Annotated in this window: 17 protein-coding genes and 1 pseudogene; 4 read left to right on the forward strand and 14 right to left on the reverse strand. The window is 72.5% G+C overall.

Annotated features, from left to right (window positions below; all coding sequences use genetic code 11):
- Nucleotides 1-29: 29 nt before the first annotated feature.
- The 4 genes from OG444_RS13560 to hrcA all read right to left on the reverse strand — a co-directional run bounded on the left by OG444_RS13560 (nucleotide 30) and on the right by hrcA (nucleotide 4,177).
- Complete coding sequence (locus tag OG444_RS13560; protein ID WP_327262419.1) at nucleotides 30-776, reverse strand: 16S rRNA (uracil(1498)-N(3))-methyltransferase; 747 nt, start codon at nucleotides 774-776, stop codon at nucleotides 30-32.
- Nucleotides 773-1,864 carry a nitronate monooxygenase gene (locus tag OG444_RS13565; RefSeq protein ID WP_327262420.1) on the reverse strand — a complete coding sequence of 364 codons (1,092 nt, stop codon included), beginning with the start codon at nucleotides 1,862-1,864 and terminating at the stop codon, nucleotides 773-775. The genes OG444_RS13560 and OG444_RS13565 overlap by 4 nt, the downstream gene beginning before the upstream one ends.
- A gap of 156 nt (nucleotides 1,865-2,020) precedes the next feature.
- The gene (gene dnaJ / locus OG444_RS13570) at nucleotides 2,021-3,160 is read right to left on the reverse strand and encodes a molecular chaperone DnaJ (RefSeq protein WP_030010180.1); all 1,140 of its coding nucleotides are present in this window, start codon (nucleotides 3,158-3,160) and stop codon (nucleotides 2,021-2,023) included.
- A complete protein-coding gene (hrcA, locus tag OG444_RS13575) occupies nucleotides 3,161-4,177 on the reverse strand; it encodes a heat-inducible transcriptional repressor HrcA (protein WP_031150930.1) in 1,017 nt (338 codons plus the stop codon).
- A gap of 148 nt (nucleotides 4,178-4,325) precedes the next feature.
- Between hrcA and OG444_RS13580 the strand changes: the two genes are divergently transcribed.
- Nucleotides 4,326-5,051, forward strand: a complete 726-nt coding sequence (locus OG444_RS13580) for an MBL fold metallo-hydrolase (RefSeq protein ID WP_327262421.1) — start codon at nucleotides 4,326-4,328, stop codon at nucleotides 5,049-5,051.
- Nucleotides 5,052-5,079: 28 nt separating this feature from the next.
- Nucleotides 5,080-5,904: a DUF3097 domain-containing protein gene (locus OG444_RS13585; RefSeq protein ID WP_327262422.1), complete on the forward strand. Its 825-nt coding sequence runs from the start codon at nucleotides 5,080-5,082 to the stop codon at nucleotides 5,902-5,904.
- A gap of 49 nt (nucleotides 5,905-5,953) precedes the next feature.
- On the opposite strand, the gene hemW is transcribed toward OG444_RS13585, so the two are convergent.
- From hemW to lepA, 3 genes are all read right to left on the reverse strand, one after another.
- Nucleotides 5,954-7,186, reverse strand: coding sequence for a radical SAM family heme chaperone HemW (gene hemW, locus OG444_RS13590; RefSeq protein WP_327262423.1), 1,233 nt, complete (start codon nucleotides 7,184-7,186; stop codon nucleotides 5,954-5,956).
- 184 nt (nucleotides 7,187-7,370) lie between these two features.
- Nucleotides 7,371-9,263 (reverse strand): AMP-dependent synthetase/ligase, encoded by a 1,893-nt coding sequence (locus OG444_RS13595; RefSeq protein WP_327262424.1) that lies wholly within the window; start codon nucleotides 9,261-9,263, stop codon nucleotides 7,371-7,373.
- Between the two features lie 235 nt (nucleotides 9,264-9,498).
- Nucleotides 9,499-11,364: a translation elongation factor 4 gene (gene lepA, locus OG444_RS13600; RefSeq protein WP_327262425.1), complete on the reverse strand. Its 1,866-nt coding sequence runs from the start codon at nucleotides 11,362-11,364 to the stop codon at nucleotides 9,499-9,501.
- A gap of 256 nt (nucleotides 11,365-11,620) precedes the next feature.
- Here lepA and rpsT point away from each other — a divergent pair, with 256 nt between their 5' ends.
- Nucleotides 11,621-11,887: a 30S ribosomal protein S20 gene (rpsT, locus tag OG444_RS13605; RefSeq protein ID WP_030384651.1), complete on the forward strand. Its 267-nt coding sequence runs from the start codon at nucleotides 11,621-11,623 to the stop codon at nucleotides 11,885-11,887.
- 436 nt (nucleotides 11,888-12,323) lie between these two features.
- On the opposite strand, the gene holA is transcribed toward rpsT, so the two are convergent.
- Nucleotides 12,324-13,316, reverse strand: coding sequence for a DNA polymerase III subunit delta (gene holA, locus OG444_RS13610; protein WP_327262426.1), 993 nt, complete (start codon nucleotides 13,314-13,316; stop codon nucleotides 12,324-12,326).
- A 61-nt stretch (nucleotides 13,317-13,377) separates the two neighbouring features.
- Between holA and OG444_RS13615 the strand changes: the two genes are divergently transcribed.
- The gene (locus tag OG444_RS13615; protein WP_327262427.1) at nucleotides 13,378-13,620 is read left to right on the forward strand and encodes a hypothetical protein; all 243 of its coding nucleotides are present in this window, start codon (nucleotides 13,378-13,380) and stop codon (nucleotides 13,618-13,620) included.
- 12 nt (nucleotides 13,621-13,632) lie between these two features.
- On the opposite strand, the gene OG444_RS13620 is transcribed toward OG444_RS13615, so the two are convergent.
- The 6 genes and pseudogenes from OG444_RS13620 to leuS form a co-directional block, all read right to left on the reverse strand.
- On the reverse strand, nucleotides 13,633-14,514 hold the full coding sequence (locus tag OG444_RS13620) for a YceI family protein (RefSeq protein WP_327262428.1): 882 nt from the start codon (nucleotides 14,512-14,514) through the stop codon (nucleotides 13,633-13,635).
- A gap of 136 nt (nucleotides 14,515-14,650) precedes the next feature.
- Nucleotides 14,651-16,876, reverse strand: a pseudogene (locus tag OG444_RS13625) (ComEC/Rec2 family competence protein); the annotation flags it as partial.
- 146 nt (nucleotides 16,877-17,022) lie between these two features.
- Nucleotides 17,023-17,808 carry a ComEA family DNA-binding protein gene (locus OG444_RS13630; protein WP_327262429.1) on the reverse strand — a complete coding sequence of 262 codons (786 nt, stop codon included), beginning with the start codon at nucleotides 17,806-17,808 and terminating at the stop codon, nucleotides 17,023-17,025.
- Between the two features lie 332 nt (nucleotides 17,809-18,140).
- Nucleotides 18,141-18,986 (reverse strand): DegV family protein, encoded by an 846-nt coding sequence (locus OG444_RS13635; protein WP_327262430.1) that lies wholly within the window; start codon nucleotides 18,984-18,986, stop codon nucleotides 18,141-18,143.
- A 145-nt stretch (nucleotides 18,987-19,131) separates the two neighbouring features.
- Entirely contained in the window at nucleotides 19,132-19,890 is a 759-nt protein-coding gene (locus tag OG444_RS13640; protein WP_327262431.1) for a hypothetical protein, read from the reverse strand.
- Between the two features lie 139 nt (nucleotides 19,891-20,029).
- Nucleotides 20,030-22,900, reverse strand: a complete 2,871-nt coding sequence (leuS, locus tag OG444_RS13645) for a leucine--tRNA ligase (RefSeq protein ID WP_327262432.1) — start codon at nucleotides 22,898-22,900, stop codon at nucleotides 20,030-20,032.
- Nucleotides 22,901-23,029: the final 129 nt, after the last annotated feature.

A 23,029-nucleotide genomic window follows, 5' to 3' on the forward strand; every position in this document is an offset into this window, starting at 1 on the left:
AGCGGGCCCTCAGGATCCGGAGCGGGCCCTCAGGACCAGCGGCCCGTGCGGGCCAGCAGGACGGCGACCGCCGCCGTACCGGCCGTGGAGGTGCGCAGCACGGAGCGGCCCAGGCGGTAGGGGTGGGCGCCGGCCCCGGCGAAGACCGCGAGTTCCTCCGGGGAGACACCGCCCTCCGGCCCGACCACCAGCACGACGGAGCCGGTCTTCGGGAGTTCGACGGTGGCCAGCGCCCCGGAGGGGGTGTCGCGGTCCTCGTGGAGCACCATCGCCAGGTCCGCGTCGGCCAGGAGGGCCGCGACCTGCTTGGTGGACATGGCCTCGGCCACCTCCGGGAAGCGCACCCGGCGGGACTGCTTGCCCGCCTCCCGGGCCGTGGCCCGCCACTTGGCCAGGGACTTGGCCCCGCGGTCGCCGCGCCACTGCGTGATGCAGCGCGAGGCCTGCCACGGCACGATGGCGTCCACGCCGGTCTCCGTCATCGTCTCGACGGCCAGCTCGCCCCGGTCCCCCTTGGGCAGGGCCTGGACCACCGTGATCCGGACCTCCGCCTCCGGCTCCTCCGCGATGGCGTGCAGGTCCATGACGACCAGCCGGTCCTTGCCCTCGGCGGCCTTGACCACGCCCTCCGCCCAGTGACCGCGGCCGTCCGTGAGGACGACGTCCTCGCCCGGGTTGAGCCGCTTCACGGAGACGGCGTGCCGGCCCTCCGGGCCGTCCAGCACGAACTCCGGTCCCGCGGGGACCTCCTCCACCACGAACACCGGGGCGGTCATGACGCACTCCTCATCTGCATTTCCTTCAACGTGCTCTGTGCCTGCGCCAGTTCGGCGGCCAGCACCTCCACCAGCTCCCCCGCCGGCAGCGGCCGCGCCAGCCGGTGCCCCTGGCCCGCCCACAGGGCCATGCCCTGCGGGTCCCCGGCCGCGGCGGCCGCCTTGCGCAGCCCCGAGGTCAGGTGGTGGACCTGGGGGTACGCGGCGGGGGCGTAGGGGCCGTGCTCGCGCATGAAGCGGTTCACCAGCCCCCGTGCCGGCCGCCCGGAGAAGGCCCGGGTCAGTTCGGTGCGGACGAACAGCGGGTCCGTCAGCGCCTTCTTGTGCACGGGGTCGGCCCCCGACTCGGGACAGGCCAGGAAGGCCGTCCCGAGCTGCGCCGCGTCCGCGCCGGCCGCCAGCAGGGCCGCGATCTGCGAGCCCCGCATGAGGCCGCCCGCCGCGATGATCGGAAGGGCCACGGCCTCCCGTACCTGGCCCACCAGCGCGAGGAGGCCCACGGCCGCCGTGCCGTCGATCTGCGGATCGTCCCGGTGGGTGCCCTGGTGACCGCCGGCCTCGGCGCCCTGGACGCAGACCGCGTCGGCGCCCGCGTGCTGGGCCCTGCGGGCCTCCTCGACGGAGGTCACCGTGACCATGGTGTACGTACCGGCCTTGCGCAGGGCGGCGAGGGCCGCGGAGGAGGGGCAGCCGAAGGTGAACGAGACCACGGGGACCGGGTCTTCGAGGAGGATGGCCAGCTTGGCGTCGTAGCCGTCGTCGCTGGTGCCGATGATGTCCTCCTCGGCGAGCGAGATCTCGTACCAGCTCGCCTCGCCGGCCAGCTGGCCGCGGTACGCCTCCACGGCGGCCGGGTCGACGTAACCGGTCTGCGGCATGAAGAGGTTGACGCCGAAGCGGCGCCGGGTGAGCGCCCGCACCTGCTTGATCTCCTGGTACATCCCGTCGGCGGTCTTGTAGCCGCCGGCCAGGAACCCCAGTCCGCCCGCCTCGCACACGGCCGCGGCGAGCGGGGGACAGGAGGCGCCGCCCGCCATGGGAGCCTGCACGATCGGGTACGGGGAGAGACCGTTCGGTGCCGAGGACATGGACTGCATCGTGCCACGTCCCGGGCGGGCGGCCGAATCATGGCATTCGCCTGGCATAGTCCGCTTCCCGGCGGCGTTCCGGGCCCCGCTGGGGCCATGCGACGAGCCCGGCCCGGGAATTCCCTGGCCGGGCTCGTGACGGTGGATCCAGGTCGGTCAGCGACCGTTGAAGGCGTCCTTCAGCCGGCTGAACAGGCCCTGCTGACCCGGCGCGAACTGGCCCATCGGCCGCTCCTCGCCGCGCAGCTTCGCCAGCTGGCGGAGCAGGTCCTCCTGCTGGGCGTCCAGCTTGCCCGGGGTGGTCACCTCGACGTGGACGATCAGGTCGCCGCGTCCGCCACCGCGCAGGTGGGTGACACCGCGCCCGTGCAGCGGGATCGCCTGGCCGGACCCGGTGCCGGGCCGGATGTCGATCTCCTCCAGCCCGTCGAGGGTCTCCAGCGGGCATTTGGTGCCCAGCGCGGCCGCCGTCATCGGGATGGTGACCGTGCAGTGCAGGTCGTCCCCGCGGCGCTGGAAGGTCGGGTGCGCCAGCTCGTGGATCTCCACGTACAGGTCGCCGGCGGGGCCGCCGCCGGGGCCGACCTCGCCCTCGCCCGCGAGCTGGATCCGGGTGCCGTTCTCGACACCGGCCGGGATCTTGACCGTGAGGCTGCGCCGGGAGCGGACCCGGCCGTCGCCCGCGCACTCGTGGCACGGGGTCGGGACCACGGTGCCGAAGCCCTGGCACTGCGGGCAGGGGCGCGAGGTCATGACCTGGCCCAGGAAGGACCGGGTGACCTGCGAGACCTCACCGCGGCCGCGGCACATGTCACATGTCTGCGCCGAGGTGCCGGGAGCGGCGCCCTCGCCGGAGCAGGTGTTGCAGACGACGGCCGTGTCGACCTGGATGTCCTTGGTGGTCCCGAAGGCCGCCTCGTCCAGCTCCAGGTCGAGGCGGATCATGGCGTCCTGGCCGCGCCGGGTCCGCGAGCGCGGGCCGCGCTGCGAGGCCTGGCCGAAGAAGGCGTCCATGATGTCGGAGAAGTTGCCGAAGCCACCCGCCCCGAATCCGCCCGCTCCGCCGCCGCCGCCCGAGGAGGACAGCGGGTCGCCGCCGAGGTCGTAGACCTGCTTCTTCTGCGGGTCCGAGAGCACCTCGTAGGCCGCGTTGATCTCCTTGAAGCGCTCCTGCGTCTTCGGATCCGGATTCACATCCGGGTGGAGTTCACGCGCGAGGCGCCGGAAGGCCTTCTTGATCTCGTCCTGCGATGCGTCGCGGCGCACGCCGAGAACGGCGTAGTAGTCCGTGGCCACTTACGACTCCGCCAGGATCTGTCCGACGTAACGTGCCACTGCGCGTACCGCTCCCATCGTTCCGGGGTAGTCCATGCGGGTCGGTCCGACCACGCCGAGTTTGGCGACTGCTTCGCCGCCCGAACCGTAACCGACCGAGACGACCGACGTGGAGTTCAGTCCCTCGTAGGCGTTCTCATGCCCGATCCGTACGGCCATTCCCGACTCGTTGGCCTCGCCCAGCAGCTTGAGGAGCACGACCTGCTCCTCCAGCGCTTCGAGCACCGGCCTGATCGTCAGGGGAAAATCGTGTCCGAAGCGGGTGAGATTGGCGGTACCGCCGATCATCAGCCGCTCTTCGGCTTCCTCGACCAGGGTCTCGAGGAGTGTCGCGAGCACGGTGGAGACCGTGCCGCGGTCCTCCGCCTCGAAGGACTCGGGGAGGTCCTGGACGAGCGGGGGCACATCGGTGAAGCGCCGCCCGACGACCCGGCTGTTGAGCCGGGCCCGCAGGTCCGCCAGCGAGGTCTCCCCGAAGGGGCCCGGGCAGTCGATGAGCCGCTGCTCGACGCGTCCGGTGTCCGTGATCAGTACGAGCATCAGGCGCGCGGGAGCCAGCGAGAGCAGCTCCACGTGCCGGACGGTCGACCGGGTCAGGCTCGGGTACTGGACGACGGCGACCTGCCGGGTGAGCTGCGCGAGCAGCCGCACCGTGCGGCCGACCACGTCGTCGAGGTCGACGGCGCCGTCGAGGAAGTTCTGGATGGCCCGGCGCTCGGGCGACGACAGCGGCTTGACCCCCGCCAGCTTGTCGACGAAGAGCCGGTAGCCCTTGTCGGTGGGGATCCGGCCGGCGCTGGTGTGGGGCTGGGCGATGTAGCCCTCCTCCTCCAGCACGGCCATGTCGTTGCGCACGGTGGCGGGCGAGACGCCGAGCCGGTGCCGCTCGGTGAGCGCCTTGGAGCCGACCGGCTCCTCCGTCCCGACGTAGTCCTGGACGATGGCGCGCAGCACTTCGAGTCTGCGTTCGCTCAGCATCGCGCGCACACCTCCAGCTGTGGTCCGTTGCCGTGTTCTGCCGTGGTCGTTGGCACTCTGATCGTTCGAGTGCCAGAGAGCCCCCGCTCAGTGTACGGCCGGGCGGTAAGCCCCTGGCAAGGGAGGCCCGCCAGGGTAGCGTCGCCGTATGGACGTGCGTTGGGAAGAGTCCGGCTGGGAACGGCTGACCGGACGGGCCGGCCGGCGGCGGCTGCCGGTGTGGGACTGCACCGTGGGGCTGGTGGTGGGCGAGGATTCGGTCCTCCTGATCGACCCCGGGTCGTGCCTGCGCGAGGGCGCCGAGGTGCGCGCCGAGGCGGAGCGGCTGACGAGCCGGCGCGTGACCCATATCGCATTCACCCACGGTCATTTCGATCATGTGCTGGGCGGGGCCGCCTTCGCCGGGGCCGAGGTGTTCGGCGCGGTCGGGCTCGCCGCGGTGCTGTCGACGGGCCGCGAGGAGCTGCGCGGGGACGCGGTGCGGCACGGGCTCGCGGAGGCGGAGGCGGCCGAGGCGGTGGACCTGCTGGTGCCGCCCCGGCACGCGGTGTCCGGCGAGTGGACGCTGGAACTGGGGGGCGTCCAGGTGCTGCTCGCCAATGTGGGGCCCGGGCACACCGGGCACGACCTGGCCGTCTTCGTGCCGGGCGAGCGCGAGGTGGTCTTCTGCGGGGACCTGGTCGAGGAATCGGGCGAGCCCCAGGCGGGCCCTGACGCCACGCCGGGGCAGTGGCCCGCAGCCCTGGACCGGCTGCTGTCGCTGGGCGGGGACGACGCACTGTACGTACCGGGTCACGGAGCGGTGGTCGACGCGGGCTTCGTCCGTGCGCAACGCGCCACACTGGCGGCCCGTTTCGGCGTGTCGGAGGCGTGACGCGCGAGGCTCTCCTACTGTCGGCCGGATGCGCGAGTACTCCCCCGACCTGACCCCGCAGTGGAAGCGACCCAAGGCCGTGCCGGAGGTGGCGGCGGACCCCGACCTCGTGGTCGAGGTGGCCGGTACGGACTTCTGCGGCGCGGTGGTGGCCTGCGAGGCGGGCACGGTGACCCTGGAGGACCGCTTCGGCAAGCGGCGGGTGTTCCCGATGGAGCCGCGCGGGTTCCTGCTGGACGGCGAGGTGGTCACCCTGGTCCGGCCCGCGCGCAGGCCCTCCGGGCCACGTCTGACGGCGTCGGGCTCACTGGCCGTCCCGGGAGCGCGGGCGCGGGTGGCACGGGCGGGCCGGATCTACGTCGAGGGCCGGCACGACGCCGAGCTGGTGGCGCGGGTCTGGGGTGACGACCTGCGCATCGAGGGCGTGGTGGTGGAGTACCTGGAGGGCATCGACGACCTCCCGGCGATCGTCGCCGACTTCGCCCCGGCCCCGGACGCCCGCCTCGGCATCCTGGTCGACCACCTCGTCCCGGGCTCGAAGGAGTCCCGCATCGCGGCGTCGGTGACCTCGCCGGACGTCCTGATCGTGGGCCACCCGTACGTGGACGTCTGGCAGGCCGTGAAACCGTCCGCGCTGGGCATCCCGGCGTGGCCGGTGATCCCGCCCGGCCAGGACTGGAAGACGGGCATCTGCCGGGCCCTGGGCTGGCCGGAGAACACCGGCGCCGCCTGGCAGCACATCCTGTCCCGGGTGACCTCGTACCGCGACCTGGAACCGACCCTCCTGGGCTCGGTGGAACACCTCATCGACCACGTCACGACCCCCGACGCATCCAGCCCCGCCGGCACTTGAGGCGCGGGGGTCCGGGGGCAGCGCTCCCGGCAGCGGCGCCGCAGGCCGTTCAGTCCACCAGGTCCCGGACCACCGCATCGGCCAGCAACCGCCCGCGCAGCGTCAGCACGGCCCGCCCGCCCTCGTACGGCCCCGGGTCCAGCAGCCCGTCCGCAAGGGCCTTGCGGGACGCCGCCAGCCCGGCCGGAGCCAGCAGCGACAGCGGTACCCCGTCCACCAGCCGGAGCTCCAGCAGGATCCGCTCCACCCGCCGGTCCTCCTGCGACAGGAGCTCCCGTCCCGCCCCGGGCGACCGCCCCTCCGCCAGCGCCGCGGCATACGCCCCCGGGTGCTTCACGTTCCACCACCGGACCCCGCCCACGTGCGAGTGCGCGCCCGGCCCGGCGCCCCACCAGTCGGCGCCGCGCCAGTACAGCTCGTTGTGCAGGCAGCGCCCGGCCTCCGAGGTGGCCCAGTTGGAGACCTCGTACCAGGAGTACCCCGCCCCGGCCATCACCGAGTCCGCGATCAGGTACCGGTCGGCGTGGACGTCGTCGTCCGTCATCGGGACCTCACCCCGGCGGATCCGGCGCGCCAGCTGCGTGCCCTCCTCGACGATCAGCGCGTAGGCGCTGATGTGGTCGGGCCCGGCCCCCAGCGCCGCCGAGAGCGTCGCGCGCCAGTCCTCGTCGGACTCCCCGGGCGTCCCGTAGATCAGGTCGAGGTTGACGTGCTCGAAGCCCGCCGCCCGCGCCTCCGCCACGCACGCCTCGGGCCGCCCCGGCGTGTGGGTGCGGTCGAGCACCTTCAGGACGTGCTGCTTGGCGCTCTGCATGCCGAAGGAGACCCGGTTGAAGCCCCCGGCGCGCAGCTCGGCCAGGTACCGAGGGTCGACCGACTCCGGGTTGGCCTCGGTGGTGATCTCGGCGTCCTCGGCCAGGCCGAACTCGTCCCGGATCGCCGCGAGCATGCGTACGAGGTCGGCGGCGGGCAGCAGCGTGGGCGTGCCGCCGCCGACGAAGACGGTCCGGACCTGCCGCGGGTCGTCCCCGAGCACCTTCCGCGCCAGCCTGACCTCGTCGATCAGGGTGTCGGCGTAGTTCTCCCGGGAGGCGAGCACACCGCCGGTGCCCCGCAGCTCGGTGGCCGTGTAGGTGTTGAAGTCGCAGTAGCCGCAGCGCGTGGCGCAGTAGGGGACGTGCAGGTAGAACCCGAGCGGCCGCTCCCCCGCGCCCACCAGGGCATGCGACGGCAGCGAGCCGTCTTCGGGCATGGGTTCACCGTCGGGGAGTGCGGAAGGCATACCCCCATCATCCCGCACCCACCACACCGCCCGGCCCCACGCACGCCGGCTCCGCCGGCGTTTGAGGCGCGGGGTCCGGGGCGGAGTCCCGGGAGCCGGCTCCCGGCCGACACCCGGGGCCGCCCGGGAACGGCGGGGCCGCGGGGCGGTCCACCGCCCCGCCCCGCCGGGCCCGCCGCAGGCGCTACGCCTCGCGGGACCCCTCGTACATCTCCTCGATCAGGTGCTTGAACTCACGCTCGACCACCGGCCGCTTCAGCTTCAGGCTGGGCGTGAGGTCGCCGTGCTCGACATCGAGGTCGCGGGGCAGCAGCCGGAACTTCTTGACCGTCTGCCAGCGCTGCAGACCCTCGTTGAGGGTCTGGACGTACGTCTCGATCAGGCGGTTGGTCTCCGGCGCCGCCAGGACCTCTCCGTACGTCTTGCCCTCCAGCCCGTTGTCGGCCGCCCAGACCAGGATCGACGGCTCGTCGAGGGCGATCAGCGCCGAGCAGAAGTTACGGTCGGCGCCGTGCACGACGATCGTCGACACGTACGGGCAGATCGCCTTGAACTGGCCCTCGATCTCCGCCGGGGCGACGTACTTGCCGCCCGAGGTCTTGATCAGGTCCTTCTTGCGGTCGGTGATGCGCAGGTAGCCGTCGGCCGACAGCTCGCCGATGTCGCCCGTGTGCAGCCAGCCGTCGGACTCCAGGACCTCGGCGGTCTTGTCCGGCTGCCCGTGGTAGCCCTGCATGATGCCGGGGCCGCGGAGCAGGACCTCGCCGTCGTCGGCGATGCGGACCTCGGTGCCGGGGAGCGGCTTGCCGACCGTGCCGGTGCGGTAGGCCTCGCCCGGGTTGACGAAGGAGGCCGCGCTGGACTCGGTCAGGCCGTAGCCCTCCAGGATGTGCACGCCCGCGCCGGAGAAGAAGAAGCCGATGTCGGGTGCCAGGGCGGAGGCGCCGGAGACGGCGGCGCGGAGCTTGCCGCCGAAGGCGTCGCGGAGCTTGGAGTAGACGAGCGCGTCGGCGATCTTGTGCTGGGTGGTGAGGCCGAAGGGGGCGGTGGCCCGGCCGGTGCGGCGGAAGTTGTCCTGCGTGACCTTGGCGTACTCGCGGGCGACGCCCGCCGACCACTTGAAGATCTTGTACTTGGCTCCGCCGGCGGCCCGGGCCTTGGCGGCCACGCCGTTGTAGACCTTCTCGAAGATGCGCGGGACGGCGGCCATGTAGGTCGGCTGCACGACCGGCAGGTTCTCGATGATCTTGTCGATGCGGCCGTCGACGGCGGTGACGTGACCGGCCTCGATCTGGCCGGAGGTCAGTACCTTGCCGAAGACGTGGGCCAGCGGCAGCCACAGGTACTGGACATCGTCCTTGCCGATCAGCCCGGTGGCCGTCATGGCCTTGGCCAGGTACGACCAGTTGTCGTGCGGCAGCCGGACGCCCTTGGGGCGGCCGGTCGTGCCGGAGGTGTAGATGAGGGTCGCGAGCTGGTCCGAGGTGATCGTCGCGATCCGCTCCCTGACCGCCTCGGGGTGCTTGGCGAGGTACTCCGTGCCGCGCGCCTCCAGCTCGGCGAGGGAGAGCACCCAGCCCTCGGGGTCGCCCTCGGCCGCGACCGCGTCGGCGGCGTCCAGGACCACGACGTGTGCGAGGTTCGGCAGGTCGGCGCGGCGCTCACGCGCCTTCGCCAGCTGCTTCCCGTTCTCGGCAATGAGCAGCCGGCTCTCGGAGTCCGAGAGGATGAAGGCCGACTCGTCCGCGTTGGTGCTGGGGTAGATCGTGGTGACCGCGCCGCCGGCACACATCACGCCGAGGTCGGAGAGGATCCAGTCGACCCGGGTCTCGGAGGCGAGCGCGACGCGCTGCTCCGTCTCCAGGCCGAGGGAGATCAGTCCGGCAGCGATGGCGAATACCCGCTCGGCCGCCTGGCCCCAGCTGAGTGATTTCCAGTCGTCGGGGCCTCCGCGGCCGGCGGCCGCGGGCACCGGATACCGGTAGGCCTCGTCGTTCGGCGTCGCTGCGACGCGCTCAAGGAAGAGCACCGCCACGGTGGGCGGGCGGTTCTCGAGATAGGTCTGTGTGTCGCTCACGACATCCTCCGGACCGTTCCACGCGGCAGAGCGTGGGCGTGGGGCGCTGGGGGCGCTTGGGGACTGGCGGGTTTGCAGCCATTGACTTTTTAAACTGGCGAGTAACCGTCGAGCAGTGATCAGACTAGAGCGCGTCCGGCGCCTGCGTAAGAGCCCGCGAGCGGCCGCTTCATAACGAAACAGGCCCCCGCACCGGAGTGCGGGGGCCTGCTCGCGTCGGGTGACGGCGGGACTACTACTTCTTCTTGCCGCCGGACTCGTCACTGGAGAGGACGGCGATGAAGGCCTCCTGCGGCACCTCGACGGAGCCGACCATCTTCATCCGCTTCTTGCCCTCCTTCTGCTTCTCCAGCAGCTTCCGCTTACGGGAGATGTCACCGCCGTAGCACTTGGCGAGGACGTCCTTGCGGATGGCGCGGATGGTCTCGCGGGCGATGACGCGGGAGCCGATCGCGGCCTGGATCGGCACCTCGAAGGCCTGCCGCGGGATGAGCTCGCGCAGCTTGGCGACGAGGCGCACGCCGTAGGCGTAGGCGGCGTCCTTGTGCGTGACGGCGGAGAAGGCGTCGACCTTGTCGCCGTGCAGCAGGATGTCGACCTTGACCAGGCTGCCGGACTGCTCGCCCGTGGGTTCGTAGTCGAGGGAGGCGTAACCGCGCGTCTTGGACTTCAGCTGGTCGAAGAAGTCGAAGACGATCTCCGCGAGCGGGAGGGTGTAGCGGATCTCGACCCGGTCCTCGGAGAGGTAGTCCATGCCGAGGAGGGTGCCGCGGCGCTGCTGGCACAGCTCCATGATCGCGCCGATGAACTCGGTGGGCGCGAGCACGGTGGCCCGGACGACCGGCTCGAACACGTCCGAGATCTTGCCCTCGGGGAACTCGCTCGGGTTGGTGACGGTGACTTCCTTGCCGTCCTCCATGACCACCCGGTAGACCACGTTGGGCGCGGTGGCGATCAGGTCGAGGCCGAATTCGCGCTCCAGGCGCTCGCGGACCACGTCCAGGTGGAGCAGGCCGAGGAAGCCGACGCGGAAGCCGAAGCCGAGCGCCGCCGAGGTCTCCGGCTCGTAGACCAGCGCGGCGTCGTTGAGCTGCAGCTTGTCCAGGGCCTCGCGCAGGTCCGGGTAGTCCGAGCCGTCGAGCGGGTACAGGCCGGAGAAGACCATCGGCCGCGGGTCCTTGTAACCGCCGAGGGCCTCGGTGGCGCCGTTGTGCAGGCTGGTGATCGTGTCACCGACCTTGGACTGACGGACGTCCTTCACGCCGGTGATGATGTAGCCCACCTCGCCGACGCCGATGCCGTCGGAGGGGGTCATCTCCGGGGAGGAGACACCGATCTCCAGCAGCTCGTGGGTGGCGCCGGTGGACATCATCCGGATGCGCTCGCGCTTGTTGAGCTGGCCGTCGACCACACGTACGTACGTCACGACGCCGCGGTACGAGTCGTAGACCGAGTCGAAGATCATGGCGCGGGCCGGGGCGTCCTTGACGCCGACCGGGGCCGGGACCGTGGCGACGACCTTGTCGAGGAGCGCCTCGACACCGAGGCCGGTCTTCGCCGAGACCCGCAGCACGTCCTCGGGCTGGCAGCCGATGAGGTTCGCGAGCTCCTCGGCGAACTTCTCCGGCTGGGCGGCCGGCAGGTCGATCTTGTTCAGGACGGGGACGATCGCGAGGTCGTTCTCCATCGCCAGGTACAGGTTGGCGAGGGTCTGGGCCTCGATGCCCTGGGCGGCGTCCACCAGGAGGACGGTGCCCTCGCACGCGGCGAGGGAGCGCGAGACCTCGTAGGTGAAGTCGACGTGCCCGGGGGTGTCGATCATGTTGAGGATGTGGGTGTTGCCCTGACCCTCGCCCGTGGTGGGTGCCCAGGGCAGACGGACCGCCTGGGACTTGATCGTGATGCCGCGCTCACGCTCGATGTCCATGCGGTCGAGGTACTGGGCGCGCATCTGCCGCTGGTCGACCACACCGGTGATCTGGAGCATCCGGTCGGCAAGGGTCGACTTGCCGTGGTCGATGTGCGCGATGATGCAGAAGTTGCGGATCAGCGCCGAGTCGGTACGGCTCGGCTCGGGCACGTGGCTGGGGGTCGCGGGCACGCAGTGTCCTGATTCTCGGTCGCAGTCGGAAGCGTTTGCGGAGCGTCGGTGGGAGCGAAAGTCCGGCTCCCGTCGCCGTCGGCGGCGCGATGTCGGATCTATACGCAGACTCCCATGGTCCCATGGACGGGGCAGTGCGCTCGGTTTGGGCCGCCAGGAGCGTGCCTGGTAGCCTGGGCAGCTGTGTCTCGTATGCCCTCTCAGCTGTCGAGGCACAATCCGAAGAACAAAACTCTGAACCTGAAAAGGCTCTTTCGTGGCGAACATCAAGTCCCAGATCAAGCGGAACAAGACGAACGAGAAGGCGCGCCTGCGCAACAAGGCCGTCAAGTCCTCGCTCAAGACCGCGATCCGCAAGGCCCGCGAGGCCGTCGTCGCCGGTGACGTCGAGAAGGCCACCGTGGCTTCTCGCGCTGCCGCGCGTGCGCTCGACAAGGCTGTCTCGAAGGGTGTCATCCACAAGAACGCCGCCGCCAACAAGAAGTCGGCGCTGGCCACCAAGGTTGCCTCCCTGCAGGGCTGAGCTCCCTGATGTGATCGCCGGAAGGGACCCAGTGGGCCCTCTCTCCCGCTCCTGACCGGCACCCCGCTCCGCACACGAAGCGTTCGCCACGCGGGTGCGGAGCAATCCAGAAGTACCGAAGGCCCCGGCCACCACCCTTCCCCAGGGTGGCGGCCGGGGCCTTCGTGCTGCCGGGCACGCCCACCGGGCCGTGCCGGCTCTGTCGTACAGGTGCTGAGCGGTACGCGATGCGGCGAGGGGCGGCGCCAGTCGCCCGTGCGGGCGACGAGGATCCGGCGGGCCAGGGCGCGCACCTCGCTCCAGGCCGGCTCCGAGGCCAGCGACGCGGCCCATGGGCCGGCGCGGCCCGGGGCGTCGTGTCGATCAGGCCGGATCAGGGAGCGGGTTCTGGCTCCGTGCGTCGCGAGGCGGACGAGGCGCGGTGCCGGAGCGTCCGCTAACGGCGCTGGGGGCGGGCCGCGCGGGCCACCGCGACGACGGCCTTCTCCAGGGCGTACTCGGGATCGTCGCCGCCGCCCTTGACCCCGGCGTCGGCGGCGGCCACGGCGCGCAGGGCGTCCGAGACCCCGTCGGCCGACCAGCCGCGCATCTGCTGGCGGACCCGGTCGATCTTCCACGGGGGCATGCCCAGGTCCCGGGCGAGGTCACCGGGGCGGGCCCCGCGCGGGGCGGAGGCGAGCTTGCCGATCGCGCGGACCGCCTGGGCCAGGGCGCTGGTGATCAGGACGGGAGCGACCCCGGTGGACAGCGACCAGCGCAGGGCTTCCAGGGCCTCGGCCGCGCGCCCCTCGACCGCGCGGTCGGCGACCGTGAAGCTGGAGGCCTCGGCCCGGCCGGTGTAGTAGCGGGCGACGACGGCCTCGTCGATCGTGCCCTCGACGTCGGCGCACAGCTGCGCGGCCGCGCTGGCGAGCTCCCGCAGGTCGCTGCCGATCGCGTCCACCAGGCTCTGGCACGCCTCCGGGGTCGCCGACCGGCCCAGCGTGCGGAATTCTCCGCGCACGAACGACAGCCGGTCCGCGGGCTTGGTCATCTTCGGGCAGGCGATCTCCCGGGCGCCCGCCTTGCGCGCCGCGTCGAGCAGGCCCTTGCCCTTGACGCCGCCCGCGTGGAGGAGGACCAGGACGATCTCCTCGTAGGGCGCGGCGAGGTAGGCCTTGACCTCCTTGACGGAGTCCGCGGACAGGTCATGCGCGTTGCGGACGATCAGGACCTTGCGCTCGGAGAAGAGCGAGGGGCTCGTCAGCTCGGCGAGCGTGCCGGGCTGGAGCTGCTCGGAGGCGAGGTCGCGGACGTCCGTGTCGGCGTCGACGGCGCGGGCGGCCGTCACCACCTCGCGCACGGCGCGGTCGAGCAGCAGCTCCTCCTGCCCCACCGCGAGGGTGAGCGGGGCAAGCGGATCGTCGGTGGAATTCTTCCTGGTGGCCATCGCCTCCAGCATCCCACGCCGCACTGACAGCCCTCCGCCCCGCGTGCCCGAGAATGGTCGCGTGAATGTGCGACATGTACTCGTCCTGCCCGACCGCGACGCCGCCGAGGAGGTGGCCCGGGAGGCCGTCGACCGCTTCGGCCTCCCGGAGGAACCGCGGTTGGTCCGCGACGCGCTGGCCGGCGAGGACGACGCCGAGGACGCCCAGTGGCTGGTGGTCGTCGAGGATCCGCAGGAGCGGCTCGACACCGGCTCGCTGGACGACCTCGCCGCCGAGTACGAGGGCTGGCTCGAGGCCCCGTAGCCGCCTGCGCGTTCAGGCCTTGCGTACGGCCTGAATGTCCAGCGTCACATCCACGTTCGAGCCGATCGCCGCGATCCCGTGTGCCAGCATCGACTGCCAGTTCAGGGTGAAGTCCTCGCGGTGCAGTTCGGCGGTGGCCCGGCAGGCCGCCCGCAGTTCGCCCTCCAGGCCGGTGCCCAGACCCAGGTACTCGGTGTCCAGGGTGACCGACCGGCTCACGCCGTGCAGGGTGAGTGCGCCGGCGACGGCCCAGCGGCTGCCGCTGCGGTGGATGAAACGCTCGCTGTAGAACTCCACCGTGGGGTGGCGGACCGCGTCCAGGAAGTCCCCCGACCTCAGGTGGTCGTCGCGCAGCCGCACCCCGGTGTCGATGCTCGCCGCATCGATGATGACGTGCATGGAGGAGTCCTCCATGCGCTCGGCGATCCGTACCGCCCCGGCGAACGTGGTGAACCGGCCGCGGATCCGGGCCAGGCCGATGTGGCGGGCCGTGAAGCCGATGGTCGAGTGCGTCGGGTCGAGCTCCCAGTGGCCGGGCTGCGGCAGCAGCGGGGGCTCCACGGTGTCGAGGATGATCTCCGCGGTGCCGGGCTGCCCCGGGTCCCCCACGATGGTCACGCCGTGGAACGGCGCGTACCCCTCGACGGTCACGGAGAGCCGGTACTCCCCCTCCGGCACGGCCGCGGTGAAACCGCCGTACGGGTCGGTCTCGCCGCTGACGATCCGCCGGCCGATCGGGTCGGTCACCTCGACCACGGCCTGCCGGATCGGCCGGTGGACGGTGTCGAGGACCCGGCAGCTGAGCAGACGCGCCGTCGGCGGCAGCGTCAGTGTCGCCGATGTGGACGGACTGGAACTTCCGGCCGTCTCCATCCCCCGTCTGCGACCGAACATGGCTGATGCACCCCCGTGCTGTGTGGACTTGGACCGTTCTGGCGAAGACGCATTCGATCATGCTGTCGGGTTGTGGGCAAACAGAGTGGTCGCGCCCGGTATGACCGCGCCGATTCCGCCGCCGGCTGGCTGGAAATGCCCGTAGGCGAACTCCGGTTCCGCTGACGGCGATCGAGCCGTCGGTATCCGTACGCAGCACGGTCGCCCCCGCCTCCCGCAGCCGGGCGAGCGTACCCGGCGCGGGGTGTCCGTAGCGGTTGGCCACGCCGACGGGAACGAGCGCAATCCGCGGCCGGACCCGGGCGTACAGCTCGGGGTCCTGGTGCGCGGAGCCGTGGTGGGCGACCTTGAGGACGTCGACCGGACCCAACTGCGGATGCTCCCTCAAGAGGGCTTGCTGCGCGGGTGGTTCGAGGTCGCCGAGCAGGAGCAGGGTCAGGCCCGCGCCACGCACGAGCAGGGCAACGCTCGCGTCGTTGGGACCCTCGGGCGGCGGTCCGGCGACCGGCGGCCAGAGCACCTGCCATTCGAACGGCCCGGCCCGACGCCGCTCCCCCTGCATCGCGCGCACGATCGGCACACCGGCCGCCGCCGCGGTCCGCCGGACGAACTCGGCCTGACCCGGCGGCTCTTCCAGCGCGGTGGCCTGGATCACTCCCACGGACCGGCCCCGCAGGACTCCCGACAGGCCTCCCACATGGTCGGCATGAAAGTGCGTCAGGAGAAGCAGCGGCACCCTGCGGACACCCAGGGTGCGCAGGCAGTCGTCCACCGGTCCCGGATCCGGACCGGCATCCACCACCAGGGCCTCCCCGGGGCCGACGGCGAGGACGCCCGCGTCCCCCTGCCCCACGGCGCACTGGACGTAGCTCCAGTCGGGCGGGGGCCAGCCGCCGAGCGTACGGGTGAGCTGCGGCGGCCGCAGCACGGCCAGGAGCAGCAGCACCGACAGGGCCGAGCACAGCCACCCCCGCCCGCGGAACCGGACGGCGACGATCGCCACCACGGCCAGGGTGGCGACCACCAGCAGTGCGCCGCCGGTGAGCCCACCCGGCCAGGGCAGCTCCGCACCGGGGAACCGCGCCCCGGCCCGGGCCACGCCTGCGATCCACCCGGCCGGCACCCCCGCACACCAGGCCAGCGCCTCCGCGGCCGGCATCGACACCGGGGCGACCGCGAGGGCTGCGAAGCCGAGGACCGTCGCCGGACCCGCCGCCAGCTCGGCCAGCAGGTTGCACGGCACCGCCACGAGGCTGACCCGCGCGGCGAGGACGGCCACCACGGGCGCGCACACCGCCTGTGCGGCCGCGGCGGCCCCCAGGGCGTCGGCGAGCCGGGGCCCCGCCCCACGGCGCCGCAGGGCCTCGCTCCAGCGGGGTGCCAGGGTGAGCAGTGCTCCGGTGGCCAGCACGGAGAGCAGGAAGCCGTGGCTGCGGGCCAGCCACGGGTCGTAGAGCACCAGCAGCAGCACGGCGGCGCCCAGGGCCGGGATCAGGGACCTGCGCCGCCCGGTGGCGATGGCGAGCAGGGTGACCGCCCCGCACGCGGCGGCACGCAGCACGCTCGGCTCCGGCCGGCACACCACCACGAACGCGAGCGTCAGGGCCGCCCCGCCCAGAGCCGTCACCCGCAGCGAGAGCCCGAGCCGGGGCGCCAGACCGCGCCGTTCGGCCTGCTGCGCGCGGGCCGGGGGCCCGATGAGCAGGAACAGCACCACGGTCAGGTTGGACCCGGAGACGGCCAGCAGGTGCAGCAGGTCGGTGGCCCGGAAGGCCTCGTGCAGATCGGGCGGAACCCTGGACGTGTCCCCGACGACCAGCCCCGGCAGCAGGGCCCTGGCGTCCGGTGCGAGCCCCTCGGTGGCCTCGCGCAGCCCTGCCCGCAGCCGCCCCGCGAACCGCTGGACGGTGTCCGGGCCGCCGGTCACCCCGGGCGGGGTGTCACCGGCCGGGCGCAGCAGGGCCACGGCGCGCTCCCCGTACCGCGCCGGAGCCAGCCGGGCGACCGCCGTCACCCGGGTGGACGGCTGCAGCCGGGCCCATCCCGCATGCCCGGCCAGTACCCGTACCGGCGTCTCGACCCGGGTGCTCGTCCCGTCGGGCCCGGTCACCCGGGTCACCACCGCGTCCAGCACGACGACCGGTGGCCCGCTCCCGCTCCGGGCGGCCCTCGGGTCGGAGCCGACCGTGAGCTCGGCGAGGACTCGGGCATGCTCCCGCGCCAGCCCCGCCACCGGCCCGGCGCGCTCCTCGGCCCGCTGGAGGCCCGCCACGCCTGCGCCGGCGGTCGCGCACAGCAGGGCCGCCGCCGTGGCCGGGCCGAGCCGCCACAGCCGGCCCGGACGCCGGCAGCCGCCCAGCATCAGCAGGCCCGCACAGGTCACCCCCAGGCCCACCCCGAGGGCGGTCCGGCCTGCGGGTGCGTCCAGGGCGAGGGCGGCCGCCGCCCAGGCGGCCACGGCGGGCACCGCGAGGCGCAGGTCCACCGGGCCGCGGCCCTCGGGCCGGTTCACGGCCGCACCAGCGGGCGCAGATCGGCGAAACGGCGCTCCCCGATGCCGTTGACCTGGCGCAGCTCCTCCACGGAACGGAATCCACCGCGGGCGGTACGGAAGTCGACGATGTGCTGCGCCAGCACCGGCCCGACGCCCGGCAGGCCGTCCAGCTGGGCGACCGTCGCCGAGCCCAGGCTGAGCGGGCCGGTGGCGGTGCCCGTCCCGGCGCCGATGCCTGTGCCGATGCCCGGCCCGCCGCCCGGCCCACCCGGCAGGGGCTGCACAGTGGCTCCGACCACCACCTGCTCACCGTCCACCAGGACGCGGGCCCGGTTGAGCCCGGTGGTGTCGGTGCCGGGGCGCACTCCCCCGGCGGCGGCCAGCGCGTCCTCCACCCGCGAACCGGCGGGCAGCCTCCGCACGCCGGGGTCCCGGACCTTCCCGCTGACGTCGACGACGACCCGCGCCGCTCCGCCGGTGCCCCCTCCCGGGGCAGGAGCCCCCGCCGGTGCCGTGGCAGCTGCCGCTGCCCCCGGTGCCACCACCGCGGGCACGGTCACCGCCTGCGGCCGGCCCGACCAGTACTGCTGTCCGGCGAATCCGACGGCGACCACGAGCACCACGCCGACCGCGGCCACCGCACGCGGCCGTACACCGCAGCGGTCCTGCAGCCACAGCGGCAGCCGCTCCCGCACGGCCAGGCTCCTCGCGGCCCCCGGGGACAGCCCGGACACCTCCTCGGGCGACTCCTGGGGATCCACCCCGCCCGGGACTGCCTCCGGGGCCACGGCGCGGTCCACGGATAGCTCCGGGGGCGGCTCCGAGGGCGCCTGTGGCGGGCTGCTGCCGCCCAGCAGGGCCTCGGCCCGCCGGCGCACGGCCCCCGGCTCCGGATGAGGCACCCGGCGCTCACGACGACGTCGGAGACGGCTGCCGGAGGCACGACTGTCGGAGAGACGGCTGTCGGAAAGACGGGGGCGGCCCGGACCACTGGTGGCACCCGACCGAAACGAAGCACGCGTTCGAAGAGTCATGCCACGACCGTAGGGGCCGATCCCGGCCCCCGTTCGGAACACTCAATTCCGGTGGAAAAAACTCCCGTTGTGGATAACCGGGCCACCCGTTCCGGTGATCAGCGGGGCGAGACGACCGCCGCCAGCAGTCCCGGTCCGGTGTGTGCCCCGATCACCGCGCCGACCTCGCTGACGTGCAGCTCGACCAGTCCGGGGATGCGCTCGCGCAGCCGCTCGGCGAGCTTCTCCGCCCGCTCCGGAGCCGCCAGGTGGTGCACCGCCACATCGACGGCGGCGGACCCGGCGCGCTCGACGGCCAGCTCCTCCAGACGGGCGATGGCCTTGGACGACGTACGGACCTTCTCCAGCATCTCGATCCGCCCGCCGTCCAGCGTCAGCAGGGGCTTCACCGCCAGGGCGGAGCCGAGGAGGGCCTGCGCGGCCCCGATCCGTCCGCCGCGGCGCAGGTAGTCGAGGGTGTCGACGTAGAAGTACGCGGACATGTCCGCCGCCCGCTTCTCGGCGGCCGCCACGGCCTCGTCCACGGACCCGCCGGCCTCGGCCACCTCGGCGGCGGCGAGCGCGCAGAAGCCGAGGGCCATCGCGACCATGCCGGTGTCCAGGACGCGGACGGGCACGGGCGCGGTCCTGGCGGCGACCACGGCGGCGTCGTAGGTGCCGGAGAACTCCGCGGACAGGTGCAGGCTGACGATGCCGGTGGCCCCGGCGTCCGCCGCCGCACGGTAGGCCCGGACGAACTCCTCCGTGCCGGGACGCGACGTGGTGACCGAGCGGCGCTTCTGCAGGGCCAGGGCGAGGCTGCGCGCCGAGATCTCGGTGCCCTCCTCGAGTGCCTCGCCACCGAGTACCACGGTGAGCGGGACGGAGGTGATTCCGTGCCGCGCCATGGCCGGTCGGGGCAGGTAGGCCGTGGAATCGGTGACGATGGCGACATGGCGGGACATGAGCCGGAGGTTACCGCCAGTGGGGGCCGGACGGCAGCCTGGCCCCATGACGTGACCGTAGACCGGACTTTCGGGCACAGCCGAAACCTACGGTAGGAGCCGCCGCACCACCCGCCCGCCCGGGTTCAGGTCGTGCCGTGGTCGCTCAGGTCGTGCTCTCCGGCCGGCGCGTCTTCTGCCAGGAGTACTGCGGCGCCGGAGCGGCAGGATTCAGAGCCGCCTGCGTAGGCTCCGCACCCCACCCGCCCGAACCCGAAGCCGGGCCCTGCTCCGCACCAGCGGCCGGACCCGCCCCGGCCCCGTTCGCCTGCGCCGCGTCCCATGCCGCGGCCGCCGCCGCGAGGTCGTCCACGGGCTCCCGCTGCCAGTCCCGCAGCGCGTCGGACTCGACCTCGATCTGCTCGGACAGCGTGGACAGGTCGTCCTGCGCGAAGCGCTGGGCCCGGTCCCGCGCGGCCCACCGCAGCGAGTCCGCAGCCTGCTTGATCTTGGCCGTCCGTTCCCGCAGGTCCGGCAGGCGCTCCGCGATCCGCCCCCGGTCCGGGTCCTGCTCCAGGCGCTTCAGCTCGTCGTCGAGCTCGCGCCCGTGCGCGCTCAGCCGCTCGAACAGCGCGATCGACTCCTGCAGCGACGCGTCCGTACGGACCCCGTCCTGCAGCGCCTGCTGTGTGGCACGCATCGAGGTGCGCAGGTCGAGCCGCAGCTGCGCCAGCGCGCCGGTGACCCCGACCTGGCCGAAGCTCTTGGCCCTCAGGGTGGTGTCCTCCACGGTCCGCCGCGCCTGGGTGATGGTCCGGTCCACACCGCGCTTGGTCGCCTGCACCACCTTGACGGTCGCGTACACACCCAACCCCAGGAAGGTGAAAAGCACCATCAGCGCGAAGATGATCAACGCGGCATCCATGAGCGTCCCTTCCCCAGACCCGACGGCTATTTTCCGTCCCCTCCACCGTAAACGCCACGGGCAGGTCAAGGGTTCCAATCGAACCCCCAACCTGCCCGTACGGGATCCCCCCTAGGCCGGGGGGTGCGCTCTCGTCGGCTCAGATGACGATGTTGACCAGCTTCGGCGCGCGCACGATCACCTTGCGGATCTCCGCGCCGCCCAGCGCCGCCACGACACCCTCGTCGGTGACGGCCAGCTGCTCCAGCTCCGCGTCCGAAATCGCCGGCGACACCTCCAGCCGTGCCTTGACCTTGCCCTTGACCTGCACCACGCACGTCACCGTCTCGTCCACGACGTACGCCGGGTCCGCGACCGGGAAGTCCTGGTGGACCACGGACTCGCTGTGACCCAGGCGGTGCCACAGCTCCTCCGCGATGTGCGGGGCCAGCGGGGCGACCAGCAGCACCAGGGACTCGGCGACCGAGCGCTCCAGCGGGCGGCCGGCCTTCGTCAGGGCGTTGTTCAGCTCGGTGATCTTCGCGATGGCGGTGTTGAAGCGCAGCCCCGTCAGGTCCGAGCCGGCCCCGTCGATCGCCTTGTGCAGCGCGCGCAGGGTGTCCTCGGCGGGCTCCCCGTCGACGACCGTGACCGCGCCGGTCTCCTCGTCCACGATGTTGCGCCACAGGCGCTGCAGCAGCCGGTACTGGCCCACCACGGCCCGGGTGTCCCAAGGACGGGAGACGTCCAGGGGGCCCATCGCCATCTCGTACAGGCGCAGCGTGTCGGCGCCGTACTCCTCGCAGATCTCGTCCGGCGTGACGGCGTTCTTCAGGGACTTGCCCATCTTGCCGTGCTCACGCTTGACCGGCTGGTCCTGGTAGAAGTAGCCGCCGTCGCGCTCCTCGACCTCGGCCGCGGGCACGTAGACGCCGCGCGCGTCGGTGTAGGCGTACGCCTGGATCATGCCCTGGTTGAACAGCTTGTGGAACGGCTCCGCCGAGGAGACGTGGCCCAGGTCGAACAGCACCTTCGACCAGAAGCGGGCATACAGCAGGTGCAGCACCGCGTGCTCGGCGCCGCCCACGTACAGGTCGACGCCGCCGTGCGGCGCAGCCTCGCGCGGGCCCATCCAGTACTGCTCGATCTCCGGGTCCACCAGGGCCGACGCGTTGTTCGGGTCCAGGTAGCGCAGCTCGTACCAGCAGGAACCGGCCCAGTTGGGCATGGTGTTGGTCTCGCGGCGGAAGGAGCGCACGCCGCGGCCGTCGCCCAGGTCCAGCTCGACGTTCACCCACTCGCCGTTGCGCGACAGCGGCGTCTCCGGCTTGGAGGCGGCGTCGTCCGGCTCGAAGGTGCGCGGGGAGTAGTCCTCGACCTCCGGCAGCTCCAGGGGCAGCATGGACTCGGGCAGCGGGTGTGCGACGCCGTCCTCGTCGTAGACGATCGGGAAGGGCTCGCCCCAGTAGCGCTGACGGCTGAACAGCCAGTCGCGCAGCCGGAAGTTGACGGTGCCCTCGCCGATGCCGCGCTCGGCCAGCCAGTCGGTGATGGCGGCCTTCGCCTCGACGACCCCCAGGCCGTCCAGGGCGATGCCCTCGCCCGTCGAGTTGACCAGCTTCGCGTCGTAGGAGACGAAGGCGTCGTCCCACTCGGCGGTGTCGGTGCCGCGGCCGTCCGAGGGCTCCACGACACAGCGCATCGGCAGCTCGAAGGCCCGCGCGAACTCGAAGTCGCGGCCGTCGTGCGCCGGGACGGCCATGATCGCGCCGGTGCCGTAGCCCATCAGCACGTAGTCGGCGATGAAGACCGGGACCTTGTCGCCGCTGACCGGGTTTACCGCGTACTCGCCGGTGAAGACACCGGTCTTGTCCTTGGCCTCGGCCTGCCGCTCGACGTCCGACTTCGAGGCGGCCTGCTTGCGGTAGGCGCTGACGGCCTCCGCCGGCGTGGCGTGCCCGCCGGTCCACACCTCGTGGGTGCCCTCGGGCCAGGCGGCCGGGATGAACTTCTCGACCAGCGGGTGCTCGGGCGCCAGCACCATGTAGGTGGCGCCGAACAGGGTGTCCGGGCGGGTGGTGAAGACGGTGATGGCCTCGTCGCCCAGCGCGAAGTCGACGCGCGCGCCTTCGCTGCGGCCGATCCAGTTCCGCTGCTGCAGCTTGATGGCCTCGGGCCAGTCCAGCGCGTCCAGGTCGTCGATCAGCCGGTCGGCGTACGCGGTGATCCGCATGTTCCACTGGCTCAGCCGGGACTTGAAGACCGGGAAGTTGCCGCGCTCGGAGCGGCCGTCCGCGGTGACCTCTTCGTTGGCCAGTACGGTGCCCAGCCCGGGGCACCAGTTGACGGGCGCGTCCGAGGAGTACGCCAGGCGGTACTCGTTCAGTACGTCGGCCCGCTCGGCCGCGGTCAGGCCGGCCCAGGCGCGGCCGCCGGGGACCTCACGGGAGCCGTCCTCGAAGGCGGCGACCAGCTCGGTGATCGGCCGGGCCTTCTTCGCGTCGGAGTCGTACCAGGAGTTGTAGATCTGCAGGAAGATCCACTGGGTCCACTTGTAGTAGTCCGGGTCGATCGTGGCGAACGAGCGGCGCTTGTCGTGGCCCAGGCCCAGCCGGCGCAGCTGGACCTTCATGTTCTCGATGTTGGCCTCGGTCGACACGCGCGGGTGCGTGCCGGTCTGCACGGCGTACTGCTCGGCCGGCAGGCCGAAGGCGTCGAAGCCCAGGGTGTGCAGCACGTTGTGGCCGGTCATCCGCTGGTGGCGGGCGAAGACATCGGTGGCGATGTAGCCCAGCGGGTGTCCGACGTGCAGGCCCGCACCGGAGGGGTACGGGAACATGTCCATGATGAACTTCTTGGGCCGTGCGACCACCGCGGGGTCCCCGGCCAGGTCACCGGTCGGGTTCGGGGCCTCGTACGTGCCCTGCGCGTCCCAGGCGTCCTGCCAGCGTGCCTCGATGTCGGCGGCCATGGCAGCCGTGTAACGGTGCGCCTCGGCCGCCTCGGGGGCCGGGGTGTTCGTCTCGCTCATGATTTCTGAAGCTCCATCGATCGTCTCTGCCGTCTCTGCCTGCCCAAACGAAAAAACCCCTCGCACAGGAGGGGACGCCGCGCCGGGTCCGACCGTCTCGAGGGGTCGGTACTGATCAGCGCGGCTCGG

Origin of the sequence: Streptomyces sp. NBC_01232 (assembly GCF_035989885.1) — a bacterium.
Classification (GTDB): Bacteria; Actinomycetota; Actinomycetes; order Streptomycetales; family Streptomycetaceae; genus Streptomyces.

Coding starts and splice junctions, on each gene's coding strand:
- OG444_RS13580 (WP_327262421.1), top strand. CDS start 4,326: ATGGACGTGCGTTGGGAAGAGTCCGGCTGGGAACGGCTGACCGGACGG.
- leuS (WP_327262432.1), bottom strand. CDS start 22,900: ATGAGCGAGACGAACACCCCGGCCCCCGAGGCGGCCGAGGCGCACCGT.
- OG444_RS13620 (WP_327262428.1), bottom strand. CDS start 14,514: ATGTTCGGTCGCAGACGGGGGATGGAGACGGCCGGAAGTTCCAGTCCG.
- OG444_RS13635 (WP_327262430.1), bottom strand. CDS start 18,986: ATGTCCCGCCATGTCGCCATCGTCACCGATTCCACGGCCTACCTGCCC.
- OG444_RS13640 (WP_327262431.1), bottom strand. CDS start 19,890: ATGGATGCCGCGTTGATCATCTTCGCGCTGATGGTGCTTTTCACCTTC.
- holA (WP_327262426.1), bottom strand. CDS start 13,316: ATGGCCACCAGGAAGAATTCCACCGACGATCCGCTTGCCCCGCTCACC.
- OG444_RS13560 (WP_327262419.1), bottom strand. CDS start 776: ATGACCGCCCCGGTGTTCGTGGTGGAGGAGGTCCCCGCGGGACCGGAG.
- hemW (WP_327262423.1), bottom strand. CDS start 7,186: ATGCCTTCCGCACTCCCCGACGGTGAACCCATGCCCGAAGACGGCTCG.
- OG444_RS13585 (WP_327262422.1), top strand. CDS start 5,080: ATGCGCGAGTACTCCCCCGACCTGACCCCGCAGTGGAAGCGACCCAAG.
- hrcA (WP_031150930.1), bottom strand. CDS start 4,177: ATGCTGAGCGAACGCAGACTCGAAGTGCTGCGCGCCATCGTCCAGGAC.
- OG444_RS13565 (WP_327262420.1), bottom strand. CDS start 1,864: ATGTCCTCGGCACCGAACGGTCTCTCCCCGTACCCGATCGTGCAGGCT.